The sequence below is a fragment of the Roseateles toxinivorans genome (assembly GCF_004362525.1).
GTDB lineage: Bacteria > Pseudomonadota > Gammaproteobacteria > Burkholderiales > Burkholderiaceae_C > Paucibacter > Paucibacter toxinivorans.
In genome coordinates, this window is record NZ_SNXS01000005.1 from 373,555 (window position 1) to 388,190 (window position 14,636).

The following is a 14,636-nucleotide window of genomic DNA, read 5'->3' on the forward strand; positions in this document are numbered from 1 at the left end:
CCAAACGCCCGGACAGGGGGGGTTATATGGAGACTGTCCCGAGCGAAAATGCCCCATTCCGGGCGTTCGCCATGGCGTAGCACATTCGAGAGTCAGCGAAAACGATGTTCGAAGACCGAAGTTATAAACGTACCTTTTACAGCGCACCCCAGTCGGTCGAGTCGCTCATTGCCGCCTTCATGGAGCCGAGCATCATTGTGCTCACCTACCTGGCGGTCAATTCCCATTTTGGCGAGGAGGTGCTGCGCTCCACCCTGACGCTGTGCCTGCTGATCTTCGCCCTCACCTTCCCGGGGCGCAGCCGCTTTGGCGACCATCCGGTCAGCGCCGCCGTCGATGTGGTCACCTCCTGGGTCTGGCTGCTGGTCATTCTGGGCCTGTGCGGCTATGCCACCAGCAGCATGAGCTACTTCGAGCGCGATGTGCTGATGTGGTGGGCCATCCTGACGCCCGTCATCCAGTGGGTGGCGGTGATGATCGGCCGCAGCTATCTGCGCTGGCTGGGCAGCCGCCCGCACGCGGTGCGCACGGCGGTGATCGTCGGTGCCGGAGCGCTGGGCGTGAAGGTGTCCAAGGCCCTGAACCGCGGCCAGTTCCGGGGCGTCAACTTCCTGGGCTATTTCGATGACCGGCAGGACGAACGGCTGGACCCCGACTCCAACACCCGCCTGCTGGGGCGCTTGAGCGAGGTCGGCGACTATGTGCGCACCCACGCCGTGCGCGAGGTCTACATCACCCTGCCGCTGGGCTCGCAGCCGCGCATCGTCAAGCTCCTGGAGAATGTGCAGGGCACGACTGCCTCGGTATTTTTTGTGCCCGATGTGTTCGGCATCAGCATTATCCAGGGCCGCCTGCAAGACATGAATGGCGTGCCGGTCGTGGGTATCTGCGAAACCCCCTTCACCGGCACCAATGAATTGACCAAGCGCATCAGCGATGTGGTGCTGGCGGCCGTGATTCTGGTGCTGATTTCGCCGATTCTGCTGGCCGTGGCCATAGGCGTGAAGCTCAGCTCGCCGGGGCCCATCATCTTCAAGCAGCGTCGCAACGGCCTCGACGGCGAGGAGATCATCGTCTACAAGTTCCGCTCGATGCGCTCGATGGACAACGGCCCTGTCGTCAAGCAGGCCACCAAGGACGACCCGCGCGTCACGAAATTCGGTGCCTTCATACGCCGCACCTCGCTCGATGAATTGCCGCAATTCATCAATGTGCTGCAGGGCCGCATGAGTATCGTCGGCCCGCGGCCGCACGCCGTGGCGCACAACGAAGAGTATCGCCAGCTGATCAAGGCCTATATGGTGCGCCACAAGGTCAAACCAGGCATCACCGGCTGGGCACAGGTGAATGGTTTGCGCGGCGAAACCGATACCATCGAGAAAATGAAGGCCCGCGTGGAATACGATCTGGAGTATCTGCGCAACTGGTCGCTGGGGCTGGACCTGCAAATCATCGTGCGCACCGTGCGCCTGGTTTTGTTTGATCGCAGCGCATATTGATAGCGCTGCGGCCAAGCCGAGCACACCAAACAAATCTGAGGATATTCATGGCCAAGCACAGCAACGCCTTTCATCACGCCCTGCCCCCGCTGGCCGCCCTGATAGCGTTTGGCCTGGCCGGGCCCGCGGCCCTGGCGCAAAGCTCGCCCTACTATGTGGGCGTGTCGCAGGCCTTCACCCATGAGTCGAACATCTACCGGCTGAGCAGCAACCAACCCGTCAACAGCGACACGGTCTCAACGACGAGCCTTCTGGCCGGCCTGGACCAGACCTTCGGCCGCCAGCGCCTGTTTGCCGACACCTCGGTCCAGGCCAGCCGCTACCGCAACAACAACACCCTGAACAACACCGGCTACAGCCTCAATGGCGGGCTGGACTGGGCCACCATCGAGCGCCTGTCGGGCCGCATCAGCCTGGGCGCCAACCGCAATATGGCGCAGTTCAACCCTGGCGGTGACAGCCCGCTGCTGACCAAGAAGAACATCCAGACCAACAAGCAGGCCAGCGCCACCGTGCGCTACGGCCTGGTCAGCAAGTTCACGGCCGAGGCCACCCTCAGCCACCGCCGCGTGGCCTATTCGGCGGTGGAGTACAACCGTTTCCAGTACCGCCAGAACAGCGGCTCGCTGGGCCTGGTCTATCGGCCCAGCGGCGCCCTGAGCCTGGGGGCGGCGCTTCGCTACACCGAGGGTCGCTACCCGATGGCGCGCGCCACGGCCACCGGCTTTCTGGAAGACACCTACAAGCGCCACGACCTGGATCTGACCAGCAACTGGATCTTGAGTGGTGCCAGCACCATCAACGCCCGCCTGAGCCTGGGCAAGCAGGAGTACGCGTCCTTCAACTCACGCGATTTCTCGGGCGCGACTGGTGCCTTGACCTGGATCTGGCAGCCCGGGCCGCGCCTGCGCGTCAAAACCGGTCTGTCCCGCGACACCGGCCAGGACACCTCGTTCCTGACCTTCGGCAGCAGCAATTTCGTCACTTCCGACTACAGCCGCCTGACCACCGCCCTGACAAGCAGCGCCACCTATGAGTTGAGCGCCAAGATCTTCATCGACGCCAGCATGCGCTGGTCGGACCGTTCGCTGACCAACACGGGCCAGGCCTTCGGCAACGACACCAACAAGGGCGTGAGCCTGGGCGGCCGCTGGCTGCCCACGCGCAACACGCAGGTCGGCTGCCAGCTGAGCCATGACTCGCGCAGCAGTGACAACCTGGCCCTGTCCGTGCCCTTCAGCGCCAACAGCACCAGCTGCTACGCCCAGATCATGCTGCGCTGAGCGATACCCGACCACGATGCACACGATCCTGCTTACCGGCGCCGCCGGCTATATCGCCTCGCACACCTGGCTGGCCCTGCTGGCGGCCGGCTACCAGGTGATAGGCGTGGACGACTTCTCGAACAGCTCGCCCGAGGTGCTGAAGCGCCTGCATGCGCTGGCCGGCCAGGAGCCACGGTTCGTGCAGGCCAGCGTCTGCGACGCAGCAGCCATGCACGAGCTGTTCAGCAGCCAGCGCATCGACGCGGTGGTGCACTTCGCCGCCTTCAAGGCGGTGGGCGAATCCACCCAGCAGCCGCTGGCCTACTACGCCAACAATATTGGCGGCTTGATCACCGTCTGCCAGGCGATGCAGGCCCATGGCGTGAAGCGCCTGGTGTTCAGCTCCAGTGCCACCGTCTATGGCAAGCCCGAGCGGCTGCCGATCACCGAGAGTTCGGCACTGTCGGCCACCAACCCCTACGGCCAGACCAAGCTGATGGGCGAAACCATTCTGCGTGACCTCGGCGCCTCCGACCCCGCCTGGCAGACCGCCTGCCTGCGCTACTTCAACCCGGTCGGCGCACACGAGAGCGGCCTGATCGGCGAAGACCCACGCGGCACGCCCAACAACCTGATGCCCTATGTGGCCCAGGTGGCGGTGGGCAAGCGCGAGCGCCTGCAGGTCTTCGGGCAGGACTACGACACCCCCGACGGCACCGGCGTGCGCGACTACATCCATGTGCTGGACCTGGCCGACGGCCATGTGGCGGCGCTGGCCTGGCTGCTCAATGGCACCGACTCGATCACCGTCAATCTGGGCACCGGCCAGGGCTATAGCGTGCTGGAGCTGGCCAAGGCCTATGAACAGGCCAGCGGCAAGCCCATTCCCTATCAGGTGGTGGCACGCCGCCCGGGCGACATCGATGCCTGCTACGCCGACCCATCGGAAGCCGAGGCCAAGCTCGGCTGGCGCGCCAAGCGCGATCTGGCAGGGATGTGCGCCGACAGCTGGCGCTGGCAGAGCATGAACCCCAACGGCTTCCAGTAGCCCGGATGGAATCCGGGGCAAGCACAGGCGACGCACCCATTTCCCGGATTGCATCCGGGCTACCAAGAATGAATATCCCTATTCAGCCCGTCATCATGGCCGGCGGCAGCGGCACCCGGCTCTGGCCCCTGTCGCGCGCGGGCTACCCCAAGCAGTTTCTGGTGCTGGGCGGCGAAGGCAGCGCCAACCGCAGCCTGTTCCAGCTGGCCGTGAGCCGCTTGCTGGGGCTTGGCGCGGCTGACATCGGTGTGGCCGCGCCCACCGTGGTGTGCAACGAAGAACACCGCTTCCTGGTGCTGGACCAGATGCGCGAGGCCCGCGCCGAGCCCAGCGCCGTGCTGCTGGAGCCGCTGGGCCGCAACACCGCGCCTGCGGTGACCCTGGCCGCACTGCATGCGCTCCAGGACGGCCAAGACCCCGTGCTGGTGGTGACACCCGCCGACCAGACGGTCACCAACGAGGCCGCCTTCACCGCCGCCCTGCAGCGCGCCGTGCGCCAGGCGGCCGATGGCAGCATCGTGATCCTGGGCATCACGCCGGACCGCCCGGAAACCGGCTATGGCTATATCCGCACGCAAGCCGGTGCCTCCGGCGAGGTGCTCGACGTGGCCCAGTTCGTCGAGAAGCCCGACCTCGCCACCGCCCAGGCCTATGTGGCGGAAGGCAGCTACTTCTGGAACGGCGGCATGTTCGTGCTGCGGGCCTCCAGCTGGATGGCCGCACTCGACCGCTTCCGCCCCGACATCGCCGCCGCCTCGCGCAAGGCCTGGGACACTCGCAGCGCCGACGCCAAGTTCCTGCGCCCCGGCAAGGCCGAGTTTGCGGCCGTGCCGGCCGAGTCCGTGGACTATGCGGTGATGGAGAAGTGCCCCGGCCAGCTGCCGCTGCACATGGTGCCGCTGGACGCCGGCTGGAACGACCTCGGCGCCTGGGAGGCCGTGTGGCAGGTGGCCGCCAAGGACGCCCAGGGCAACGCCAGCACCGGCGACGTGATGCTCAGCAACAGCCAGAACACGCTGGTGCATGCCACCAGCCGCCTGGTCAGCGTGGTGGGCCTGCATGATGTGGTGGTGGTGGAGACGGCCGACGCCGTGCTGGTGGCCGACCGCGCCCAAAGCCAGGACGTGAAACACATCGTGGCCGAGCTCAGCGCCAGGCAACGGCCCGAGCAGACGCTGCACCGCAAGGTGCACCGGCCCTGGGGCTGGTATGACAGCATCGACTCGGGCGAACGCTTCCAGGTCAAGCGCATCATGGTCAAGCCCGGCGCGACGCTGAGCCTGCAAATGCACCACCACCGCGCCGAGCACTGGATCGTCGTTTCCGGCACGGCCGAGGTCACCGTCGGCGACAAGGTGGTGCTGCTGACCGAGAACCAAAGCACCTACATCCCCCTGGGCCAGACCCACCGCCTGGCCAACCCCGGCAAGGTGCCGCTGGAGATCATCGAAGTGCAGTCGGGCTCGTACCTGGGCGAGGACGACATCGTGCGGTTTGAGGATACCTATGGGCGAAGCTGAGAAGTTCCGCACTTGCCGGAAGCGCGACAGTGTCGTGATCGATCCAGTAAAGTGCGAGCATGGCACCCCGAAGGGCGCACACCATGGAGTTGACATGCCCACGTCCGTTCACGAACTTGAAGCCGAAGTCCTGAGCCTCGGGCCAGCCGATCGGGCACATCTGCTCGAACGCTTATTAGAGAGCTTTGAGCCCGACGCCAAGATCCAGGATGCCTGGCTTGCGGAAGCGCTCAGACGTGAGGCCGAAGTCAGCTCCGGCAACGTCGTACTTGTTCCGGCAGATGAAGCCATTGCGCGCATCCGCGCCCGGATTGCCTGAGCTCCGACCGACCATGGGTGTATGGCTCCATCCTGAAGCCGAGCTCGAACTCACCGACGCCGCCATCTACTACGCCGAACACGCAAGCGGTCGCATTGCCGACGCTTTTCTGGTCGAGTTCGAACGTGTCTTGGCACTTCTGAAACAGAATCCGCAACTAGGCACACCTACGGCGGAAGGCCTGCGTATTCACAGACTCTATCGCTTTCCCTATTCGATTGTGTATAGGGAGGGCGCATCCGGCCCCCAGATCTACGCGGTCTGCCATCAAAGACGCGAACCGGTTTACTGGCAAGGCCGCCTGTAGCGAATCAGCCCCGTAGCCCGGATGAAGCGCAGCGCAATCCGGGGTTCCCTGCCGTCAAGGCCGCAGACAAAATCCATCAAGCACGAAGACACCATGACAAAACCCTGCATCCACCTCATCGCCGGCGCACGCCCCAACTTCATGAAGATCGCACCCATCGTGCGGGCGCTGCAAGCCGATGGCCGCCTGGCCTGGAAGATCATCCACACCGGCCAGCACTACGACCGCGACATGAACGATGTGTTCTTCGAGGAGCTGGGCATCCCCACCCCCGACGTGCGCCTGGGTTGCGGCGGCGGCACCCATGCCGAACAGACCGGCAAGATCATGGTGGCCTACGAGACGCTCTGCGCCGCCGAGAAGCCCGCCGCCTGCCTGGTGGTGGGTGACGTGAACTCCACCCTGGCCTGCTCCATCGTCGCCAAGAAGGCCGGCATTCCGGTGGCCCACGTCGAAGCCGGCCTGCGCAGCGGCGACATGAGCATGCCCGAAGAGATCAACCGCCTCGTGACGGATGCCATCAGCGACTGGTTCTTCGTCACCGAACCTAGCGGCCTCAAGCACCTGCAGCAGGAAGGCAAGGACATGAGCGTGGTCTGGGACGTTGGCCATGTGATGGTCGACAACGTGCTGTTCCAGGCCGACAAGCTCAAGAGCATGGACACCAGCGGCCTGGAGAGCGACGGCTACAAAAACCGCCACGCCCGCTACGGCGTCGTCACCTTGCACCGCCCGTCGAATGTGGACAGCGCCGAGAGCCTGGAGAACGTCGCCAAGGTGCTGCGCCGCGTCTCCCAGGAGCTGCCGCTGGTGTTCCCGGTGCACCCGCGCACCCGGGCCAATATCGAGAAGTTCGGCATCGACCTGGGGCAGAACGTCGAGCTGATGGGCCCGCAGGCCTATATGTCCTTCCTGCATCTGTGGAAAGACGCCATCGTCGTGCTGACCGACAGCGGCGGCCTGCAGGAAGAAACCACCGCCCTGGGCGTGCCCTGCGTCACCATCCGTGAGAACACCGAGCGCCCGGTGACGGTGGACGAAGGCAGCAATGTGCTGGCCGGCACCAACCCCGACAACGTCATTGCCGCCGCTCTGAACGCCGTGGCCGGCAACGGCAAGCGCGGCCGCCGGCCGCTGCTGTGGGATGGCAAGGCGGCGGAGCGCACCGTCAACATCCTGGCGGAGAAGCTGCTGACAACGATGTAGGGCAGTGTCCCGGATTGCATCCGGGCTACGCAACACCCGACGCAGCCAGCCCCTGGATTGCATCCAGGCTACAAAACCCACGTAGCCCGGATGCCAATCCGGGGCCAAACTCTCGCCGCCAGCACACTGCCAATTGGCACCGCACCGGGCCAAATGCGTGCAATCTTCACGCCCAAGGTCCGCCAAGTCTTGCCAGCAACAGTTGCTGACGCACCTCGTTGTTACAAATGGGCACCAGGCCGTGCCCGCCGGCCAGTTAAGTCAGCCCCTCTCTCGCCGAAAACAACGAGAGACCTAAGGCCCGCACAACTCCCTATGAGCCAAGCAGCCCAGGTGCAGTGCTCCGAGTGACCCGCGCGCCGCGCAACGCTGACACCAGTCGGCCCTTTCGCTCCCCAACACTGCGCTTTGCTACCGAGGCAGCCACTATGGCCGCACCAGTTCCAGCCAGCACATCAGCGCAAGTTAGCGAGTTGAACCATGAAGTATGAAACACACGGGCGGCTCACCGCCCTGGCCTACGCAGTTACAGCCCTGAGCCTGGGACTGTCCGCATGCGGCGGCGCCAACGAAGAAAGCAAGTCCAACCCAAGCTCGACAAGCGCTCAAAGCCAGAAGACCGCCGCGGCCAGCACCCCGACGGCAAGCGCCCAAAGCGAAACCGCCGCCAAGGCCGACGCCACCCAGACCCCGACAGGCACGGGCACCGATGCGGGCGCGACATCGCCCTCGACCACCACTGCCGCCAACACCATACCGCCGGCCCCAGCCCCTACCACCAAGGCCCCGACCGTCAAGCCGACGGCCGCAGCCGGCACCTGCACCATCAATCAGATCAAGACCTTTGGATCCTGCTCCACCGCCGCCATGGCGGTGATGTCGAATGGCAGCAGCAAGCTGTTCGAGAACACCAAGGCTGGTTACAGGGGAAGCATCACTGCAAGCTGCGGTCTCGGATTCGTCACTTGGTCGGCAGCGACGTGTGAAGCGACAGCTGCCACGGCTCCTGCACCCTCGCCGGCCCCGGCCCCGGCGCCTGCCCCGGCTCCTGCACCCGCCGCTGTGGCAGGCCCTGCCCCTGCCCCTGCGCCCGCACCAGCACCCGTAGCGGCCCCTGCACCCGCCCCCACCACGCAAAAGCTGACGGGCGTCGGCCTTCCGGACTTCGCCACAAGTGGCTGCGCGGCGAAGGTGTACACCGATTTCGTCGAGAAGTCGCACCCCGAGGTTCGCCGGCTGCTGCCTGCCGACTGCCGTGTGGTCCAGGACAGCCAACCCGTCTTCTCCTGGCCCCAGCCGACCAATCGAAGCAAGGCGACCCCGTGGACCTTTGTGCTCAAGAAGGCCGATGGCAGCACCGTCGCCACCAAATCGGTCAATACGCCACGTCTGCTGATTGACCAATCCTTGGCCGCTGGCGACTACACCTGGACCGTCAGCTATCGCACCACGGCCGGAGCTACCGAAACTGCTGCAGCACGGCGATTCACGGTGCCCGCTGGCTTGGCCAGCGTCAAGCTGCCGGCGGGCCCGGCATTCGTCACCTCGCTGGTCAACAAGACTCACCCGCGCCTGCTGCCTGCCGGCAGCAGCTTTGCGGCCATCAGCAGCGCCGCCAAGTCCGGTGAGTACAAGGCGGCCTACAACGCGCTGATCTCCGAGGCCGACCGTACGGTGAGCTCGGTCACCATTGTTGAGCCGGCGATGAAGTCCAAGACCTCGTTCACCGTGGCAACCGACTACAACGCCTATATGGCGGCTGCACGGACCGCGGCCGACACCGAACTGCGCCGTATCGAGGCCCTGGCCTATGCCTACAAACTGACCGGCAATGAGGCCTATGCCACCGCAGGCATCCAGCACCTGATGAATGTTGCCGGCTGGGATGTCAATGGCATGACCAGCGAGGCCAACCAGCCCCAGGCCAATCGCAGCGTTCACATCGCCCTGTCCACCGGCATGGACCTGCTCTGGGACAAGCTCAGCGCCAGCCAGCGTTCGACCATCGGCACGGCGGTGCAAGCCCGGCTCAGCGACGTCATGACATCCATCCGCAAGGTTGATGACAGCCCGTATCTGGCGTTCGAGAACACGGCGGTCTACTTCGCGTTGCGCTCACTGATGCTCACCGCTGGCACGCCCGGATTCACCGATGGCAACGCCTGGCTGCAGGAAGCCTGGGAGGCCTATAGCACCATCCTGCACGACAAGGGTGTGCAAGACGGCAGCGCTGGCAGCAGCATTGCCTACGCCTGGTGGGATATGTACGACCATTCGCGCACCATTGCCATGCTCAAGGTGGTTGCGAATGTCGATCTAACCCAGCGGGCCTTCATCCGCAACTTCGGCACCTATCTGATGGCGATGACTGCGCCCAATGTGGACCTGCTCAACCCCTTCGGCGACAGCGTAGAGACGCAGACCCTGTACAAAAACTATGCGTACGACTCGTTTCGGCTGTATGCCGCGGTGACCCGTCAACCTGAGCATGAGTGGTACTGGCGTGCCCGGCCCGAGAACGTCCAGATCGTGGGCTCCTACATCACCCCGCTGCATTTCATGTTGCTTGGCACGGCCGGCACCAAGCCCACGCCGGCCGCTCCGCTGAAAGATTCCTGGGCCTTCAACGACGCCGGGGTCATCGCGTCGCACTCCGACGCGGCCCTTAGCGCGCGCAGCAGCCTGTTCTTCAAGTCGGGCAGCTTCGGCAGCTACAACCATGAGCATGCCGATCAGAACAGCTTCACCCTCGTGTCCAAGGGCCGCAACCTGCTGATCAGCAGTGGTTACTACGACTACTACAACTCGCCACACCACGCGAACGTGACCCGCGCCACCCGGTACAAGAACGCCGTGACTTTTGACGGCGGCGTCGGCCAAGCCGGTTCGGACAGCAGAGTCGCCACCCCGACGAGCCCGGCACACACCATGCACTCCCGGGGCAAGCTGCTCAACTACGTGGATGGCGGCAACTTCACTGCCGGCACCGGTGACGCAAGCCTGGCCTACCGCAACCTGAACCCGGTCAACTACACCTATGTGCCGCTGGTGACCGACGCCCTGCGCTCCTTCGTGCACATCAGAAGCCAGGGCATCACCGTCATCTATGACTGGCTGGCGAGCGACACCGCCCGGCGCTGGGAGTGGAACTATCAGGCGCTGGCACCGTTCACGACGAAGGGCAGCAGCATCGTCGCCAACAACGCACCCGCCTCGGCCTGCATCGACCACTATGGCGTCACCGGCAGCTTTGCGCAGACCAGCGCATGGGATGCCGCACCCAGCGGTGGTCAGACGGCGCAACATCACGGCCGCTTCACCGCAGCCACGGCCAGCAAGCAAGCCGCCATGGTCACCGTGATACGCGAAGACTGCCAGACCACGGCCAGCGTGGCAGTGTCGGTGGTCGGCAGCGTCGCCAAGGTCACGGTTGCCGGTCAGGTCTTCGAGTTCGACCGCAAGGAAATGACGGTTCCGAAGTAAGCCCAACCGCCACCCAGCCCATGCCGGCAGCGCCTGAAAGGGCGCTGCCGGCTTCTTTTCGTCACGCGGCGGTTTATATACTTGCACGCTCCTGCAGATCGGGTCGCGCTACCGAACGCCAACAAGAGAATCTCAAATGCTCATTTTTTGCACGCTGACACCCGCCACCCTGCCTGGGGCTCTCGCCTGATGCGCCCGCGTATCGAGATGATGGGCTGCCAGGTCGACAACCTGTCCATGGAAGAGACCCTGCAGACCATCGAGGGCTTCATCGCCAGCGGCCTGCCCCATCAACATGTGGTCGTCAACGTCGACAAGCTCGTCAAGGCACAGAAGGATCCCGAGTTGCGCCAGATCATCAACGACTGCGCCCTCATCAATGCCGACGGCATGCCCGTGGTCTGGGCCTCCCGGCTGCTGGGCAAACCGCTCAAGGAGCGGGTCGCGGGGGTCGACCTGTTCGAGTCGCTGATGGCGCGCTCGGCGCAGAAGGGCTGGCGCGTCTATCTGCTGGGCGCCAAGGAGGAAATTGTCTCGCGCGTGCGGGAGATCTATACGCAGAAGTACCCCAACCTGGTGTTCGCAGGCCATCGCAATGGCTACTGGAAGCCCGAGGAGGAGCCCAGCATCGTCAACGAGATTGCGCAGGCCAGGGCCGACCTGCTGTTCGTGGCCATCAGCTCACCCAAGAAGGAACAGTTCCTGGGTGCCTACCAGGCGCAGATGAAGATCCCCTTCGCCATGGGCGTTGGCGGCACATTCGACGTGGCCGCCGGCAAGGTCAAGCGCGCGCCGGTCTGGATGCAGAAATCAGGTCTGGAATGGTTTTACCGATTCCTGCAAGAACCCCGCCGCATGTTCAGGCGCTATTTCATTGAAGACATGGCCTTCCTGGGACTGCTCGTCAAGGAATGGCGCAACAACCGCAGTTGAGGCCGCGCGGCCATCGCCGAATCAGGGTCTGGTGCCCCTGGCGCGAATCGTGTTAGTTTCGCGGCAAGGCGTGACCGGCTACCGGGCGCGCTTGTTATTGAAGCGATGTACCGGCCCCTGCGGCAACTGTTGATGCGTGCATGGGTCGGCTGTTTGGTTGTCTTGCAACTGGATTGAGCCCATGCCACAGCTTCTACGACGAACCTACAACAGCCTCACCCGCCTCGGCCCGAGGCGCAGTGTCGAGACACTGCTCAGCATTGCCGAGGATTCACTGTTCGACATGCGCATGGGCACGGACACCACTGCGCGCATCCCGCAGGCCGAACTCGAGGTCATCTCCCCGGAGCACCAGGCCGAGGCCAAGCCCTACGTCATGACCCGCGCACGCGCTTTGCGGCGAGCTTTTGAGTACAGCGGTGCGCCGTTGGACAAAAGCTTCATCGACATCGGCAGCGGCAAGGGCAAGGTCGTCATGACGGCCGCTCTGTTCGGCTTCAAGCGCATTGTCGGCATCGAGTTTGCCCCGGAGCTCGTCGAGCTCGCTCGGCGAAATCTCACCAAGGTAAGGAGCCATCTTCCGGCCGATACCGATGTCCAGGTGGTTTGTGCCGACGCTACCCGCTACGACTACGGACCCGACGACTGCGTGTTCTTCCTCTACAACCCCTTCGGTGCGGACGTGATGACTGCCTTCTGCCAGCAGCTCGCGCGCTCGCTGAAAGCACACCCCCGCAAGCTCTGGATCATCTACACCGACCCGGCCTTCATCGATGTGATGCTCGGCCAGCTGCCGGTGGTCGAGAAACCGCGCCTGATCTACGGCGGCTTCGAGATCGCCTTCCTGACTCACGACCCCGCAACGAACTGATCGTCGCGCCCCAACCCGCTATTGGCTCCCATAGCCCTCGCGCGGTGGCTGAGCTTCAACAAGTACATAAACACATAAGCCGGCGGGCGCGAGTTGCCCTTTCTCGCGAATATTGCGCATGATCTGGTTTGCGCAGCACAGCGCTTGACCATAAACTCCCGCCGCCGTCCGTGTGCGTGAGCATTGGCGCGCCCCGAAAAAGGATATCCAGTGTCACTACGCTCAATCGCAAAACGCGCCTTGCCCTACTTGCCGAGCTGGATCCAGAAGGCTCTACGTCAAAAGGCACAACAACAACGGCTCGAACAGCATGCTGCGCGCAAAGTGCGAACACAGGTGTCCGTTGACGACATACTGAAACAACTCGGCAGCATGGGTCTGGACCGCGACCTCCTGGTTCACGGCTCCGTATCGAATATTGGCAAGCTGGACAAACCTGTCACCGCCTTGGTTGATGCATGGTTGAACAGCCTGGACCTGACACAACAGACAGTTCTGGTTCCCGCGCTACCGTACAACACGACCATGCGCGAGTACCTCGATAGTTGCGTCTTGTTCGATGTCCGAACCGCCCGCAATGCCATGGGCGCCATTTCGGCTGTTGTGATGGCCAAAGAAGGGGCTCGCCGAAGCGTTCACCCCACGCACTCCTTGGTAGCCTTGGGCGCTGAGGCACAGGCATATACCGACTCTCACCACTGCGACCAGACTCCCTTTGGGGCCCACAGCCCGTACTGGCACATCACGCGCAAGCGCGGGCAGATATTGATGGTTGGCGTCGGGCTCAATTCGGTTACCTGCTTTCATGTGTACGAGGATCTACTCGGCGACGATCTGCCGTTCCCGGTGTATTTGCCTGAAGCATTCGATATTGCATGTGTCGATGCCCAAGGCGAACCTCTGACCGTGAGCACCCGTTGCCACAACCCAAAGCAGTCCGTCATTCGCGACTGCGAACGTGCGCGCCCTTGGCTTGAATCCGCTGGGGCAATACGAACCGTGAAGCTGGGTGAATCCGAACTCTCGGTTATCGACGCTTACCTTTTCACCAAGGTTCTGCTCGAACGGCTCAAAAAGGGTGAGTCGATCTATGGCAAGGTCAAGCTCAGCGCTGGCCAGGTCGCGGCAATCAACTCTGCGCTGGAGCGCCTTAGCCGGGCTGAGCAGGGCGCCAAATGAACATATTGCTTACCCTGGACTACGAACTGTTCTTCGGGCGGCGTACCGGCAGCGTCGAGTCCTCTATCGTCGCGCCGACCGACGCGCTATTGAAGCTGACCGGCCCAAGACGAATTCCGCTGGTCTTCTTCGTCGACGTTGCCTATATCGCGGCGTTGCGCCGTGAAATGCATAAGGATGCGCAACTGCGCAAGGACCACGACTTGATCTGCAGGCACATTGAGATGCTCGCCAAGCAAGGCCATGAGATTCAACTGCACATCCACTCTCATTGGGAGGACTGCCATTGGGCAGGTGACGGCTGGAATATGGACACCCGCCGCTACAAACTGCACGACTTTGATGCTGCCGACATTTCGCGCCTCGTGACGAGTTACGTGGCCATCCTCAAAGATTTGGCTGGCCCTGAGCACGCTTTTGCATTCCGGGCCGGCGGCTGGGTTATTCAACCCTTCAGCAAACTCAAACAAGCTCTGCTGGCGGCAGGAATACGAATTGACAGCACTGTGTTCCCGGGCGGAACCGCCGAAGACGCAGCGCACGATTTCGACTTCCGTGCTGCACCACAGGTCGGCCACTGGCGCTTCGACTCAGACCCTTGCAAGCCAGAGGCCACCGGCCCGTTTCTGGAAGTCCCGATCGCGAGTCTAAAGGTCCATCCCAGCTTCTATTGGCGGTTTGCACTGCACAAGAAATTTGGCGGCTCCGCGTCCAAGGCGTACGGGAATGGCAATGCCATTGGCCCGGGGCGCACCGATACCCTGAAGAAGCTTCTCACGCGCACGAGCACGGTGGCTTCGATGGACGGCTACAAGAGCACGCTATTGGAAAAAGGGTACAAGAACTACATCAACGCGGGTGCCACCGAATACTGCATCATCGGCCATCCGAAGGCGCTGTCGCCTTTCAGTCTCGGCCGGCTGGACCGATTCTTGACCCCGGAGCGAACCAAGCAGGTCGTGGGCTACACGCAGTACCTCTCGGCGCTAGGCTGAGCAGTATCTCC

General features: G+C 63.4%; 13 protein-coding genes. 12 read left to right on the forward strand and 1 reads right to left on the reverse strand.

Annotated features, from left to right (window positions below; translation table 11 throughout):
- The first annotated feature begins 104 nt into the window (after positions 1 to 104).
- From DES47_RS19980 to wecB, 7 genes are all read left to right on the forward strand, one after another.
- On the forward strand, positions 105 to 1,499 hold the full coding sequence (locus DES47_RS19980) for an undecaprenyl-phosphate glucose phosphotransferase (protein WP_133702500.1): 1,395 nt from the start codon (positions 105 to 107) through the stop codon (positions 1,497 to 1,499).
- Positions 1,500 to 1,546: 47 nt separating this feature from the next.
- Entirely contained in the window at positions 1,547 to 2,782 is a 1,236-nt protein-coding gene (locus DES47_RS19985) for a porin family protein (protein WP_133702501.1), read from the forward strand.
- Between the two features lie 16 nt (positions 2,783 to 2,798).
- On the forward strand, positions 2,799 to 3,812 hold the full coding sequence (galE, locus tag DES47_RS19990) for a UDP-glucose 4-epimerase GalE (RefSeq protein ID WP_133702502.1): 1,014 nt from the start codon (positions 2,799 to 2,801) through the stop codon (positions 3,810 to 3,812).
- 68 nt (positions 3,813 to 3,880) lie between these two features.
- Positions 3,881 to 5,332, forward strand: coding sequence for a mannose-1-phosphate guanylyltransferase/mannose-6-phosphate isomerase (locus DES47_RS19995; protein ID WP_133702503.1), 1,452 nt, complete (start codon positions 3,881 to 3,883; stop codon positions 5,330 to 5,332).
- Positions 5,319 to 5,651, forward strand: a complete 333-nt coding sequence (locus DES47_RS20000) for an addiction module protein (RefSeq protein ID WP_133702504.1) — start codon at positions 5,319 to 5,321, stop codon at positions 5,649 to 5,651. The genes DES47_RS19995 and DES47_RS20000 overlap by 14 nt, the downstream gene beginning before the upstream one ends.
- Positions 5,652 to 5,664: 13 nt before the next feature.
- Positions 5,665 to 5,958, forward strand: coding sequence for a type II toxin-antitoxin system RelE/ParE family toxin (locus DES47_RS20005; RefSeq protein WP_133702505.1), 294 nt, complete (start codon positions 5,665 to 5,667; stop codon positions 5,956 to 5,958).
- A 93-nt stretch (positions 5,959 to 6,051) separates the two neighbouring features.
- On the forward strand, positions 6,052 to 7,164 hold the full coding sequence (wecB, locus tag DES47_RS20010; RefSeq protein WP_133702506.1) for a non-hydrolyzing UDP-N-acetylglucosamine 2-epimerase: 1,113 nt from the start codon (positions 6,052 to 6,054) through the stop codon (positions 7,162 to 7,164).
- A gap of 605 nt (positions 7,165 to 7,769) precedes the next feature.
- Here the strand turns inward: wecB and DES47_RS29010 are convergent.
- A complete protein-coding gene (locus DES47_RS29010; protein ID WP_133702507.1) occupies positions 7,770 to 7,991 on the reverse strand; it encodes a hypothetical protein in 222 nt (73 codons plus the stop codon).
- A 364-nt stretch (positions 7,992 to 8,355) separates the two neighbouring features.
- Here DES47_RS29010 and DES47_RS20025 point away from each other — a divergent pair, with 364 nt between their 5' ends.
- From DES47_RS20025 to DES47_RS20045, 5 genes are all read left to right on the forward strand, one after another.
- The gene (locus DES47_RS20025) at positions 8,356 to 10,647 is read left to right on the forward strand and encodes a DUF4962 domain-containing protein (RefSeq protein WP_208115058.1); all 2,292 of its coding nucleotides are present in this window, start codon (positions 8,356 to 8,358) and stop codon (positions 10,645 to 10,647) included.
- 189 nt (positions 10,648 to 10,836) lie between these two features.
- Positions 10,837 to 11,580, forward strand: coding sequence for a WecB/TagA/CpsF family glycosyltransferase (locus tag DES47_RS20030; protein ID WP_133702509.1), 744 nt, complete (start codon positions 10,837 to 10,839; stop codon positions 11,578 to 11,580).
- A gap of 289 nt (positions 11,581 to 11,869) precedes the next feature.
- Positions 11,870 to 12,451, forward strand: a complete 582-nt coding sequence (locus tag DES47_RS20035) for a class I SAM-dependent methyltransferase (RefSeq protein ID WP_208115059.1) — start codon at positions 11,870 to 11,872, stop codon at positions 12,449 to 12,451.
- Between the two features lie 210 nt (positions 12,452 to 12,661).
- Entirely contained in the window at positions 12,662 to 13,630 is a 969-nt protein-coding gene (locus DES47_RS20040; protein WP_133702511.1) for an AAC(3) family N-acetyltransferase, read from the forward strand.
- Positions 13,627 to 14,625: a polysaccharide deacetylase family protein gene (locus DES47_RS20045; protein WP_133702512.1), complete on the forward strand. Its 999-nt coding sequence runs from the start codon at positions 13,627 to 13,629 to the stop codon at positions 14,623 to 14,625. The genes DES47_RS20040 and DES47_RS20045 overlap by 4 nt, the downstream gene beginning before the upstream one ends.
- Positions 14,626 to 14,636: the final 11 nt, after the last annotated feature.

What these genes read in the sequence shown, in the direction of transcription:
- DES47_RS19985 (WP_133702501.1), top strand. Translation starts at nt 1,547, where the DNA reads ATGGCCAAGCACAGCAACGCCTTTCATCACGCCCTGCCCCCGCTGGCC.
- DES47_RS20035 (WP_208115059.1), top strand. Translation starts at nt 11,870, where the DNA reads ATGGGCACGGACACCACTGCGCGCATCCCGCAGGCCGAACTCGAGGTC.
- DES47_RS20045 (WP_133702512.1), top strand. Translation starts at nt 13,627, where the DNA reads ATGAACATATTGCTTACCCTGGACTACGAACTGTTCTTCGGGCGGCGT.
- wecB (WP_133702506.1), top strand. Translation starts at nt 6,052, where the DNA reads ATGACAAAACCCTGCATCCACCTCATCGCCGGCGCACGCCCCAACTTC.
- DES47_RS20030 (WP_133702509.1), top strand. Translation starts at nt 10,837, where the DNA reads ATGCGCCCGCGTATCGAGATGATGGGCTGCCAGGTCGACAACCTGTCC.
- DES47_RS20000 (WP_133702504.1), top strand. Translation starts at nt 5,319, where the DNA reads ATGGGCGAAGCTGAGAAGTTCCGCACTTGCCGGAAGCGCGACAGTGTC.
- DES47_RS20005 (WP_133702505.1), top strand. Translation starts at nt 5,665, where the DNA reads ATGGGTGTATGGCTCCATCCTGAAGCCGAGCTCGAACTCACCGACGCC.
- DES47_RS19980 (WP_133702500.1), top strand. Translation starts at nt 105, where the DNA reads ATGTTCGAAGACCGAAGTTATAAACGTACCTTTTACAGCGCACCCCAG.
- DES47_RS29010 (WP_133702507.1), bottom strand. Translation starts at nt 7,991, where the DNA reads ATGGTGCAGGTGCCGGCTGCGGCCGTCGGCTTGACGGTCGGGGCCTTG.
- DES47_RS19995 (WP_133702503.1), top strand. Translation starts at nt 3,881, where the DNA reads ATGAATATCCCTATTCAGCCCGTCATCATGGCCGGCGGCAGCGGCACC.
- galE (WP_133702502.1), top strand. Translation starts at nt 2,799, where the DNA reads ATGCACACGATCCTGCTTACCGGCGCCGCCGGCTATATCGCCTCGCAC.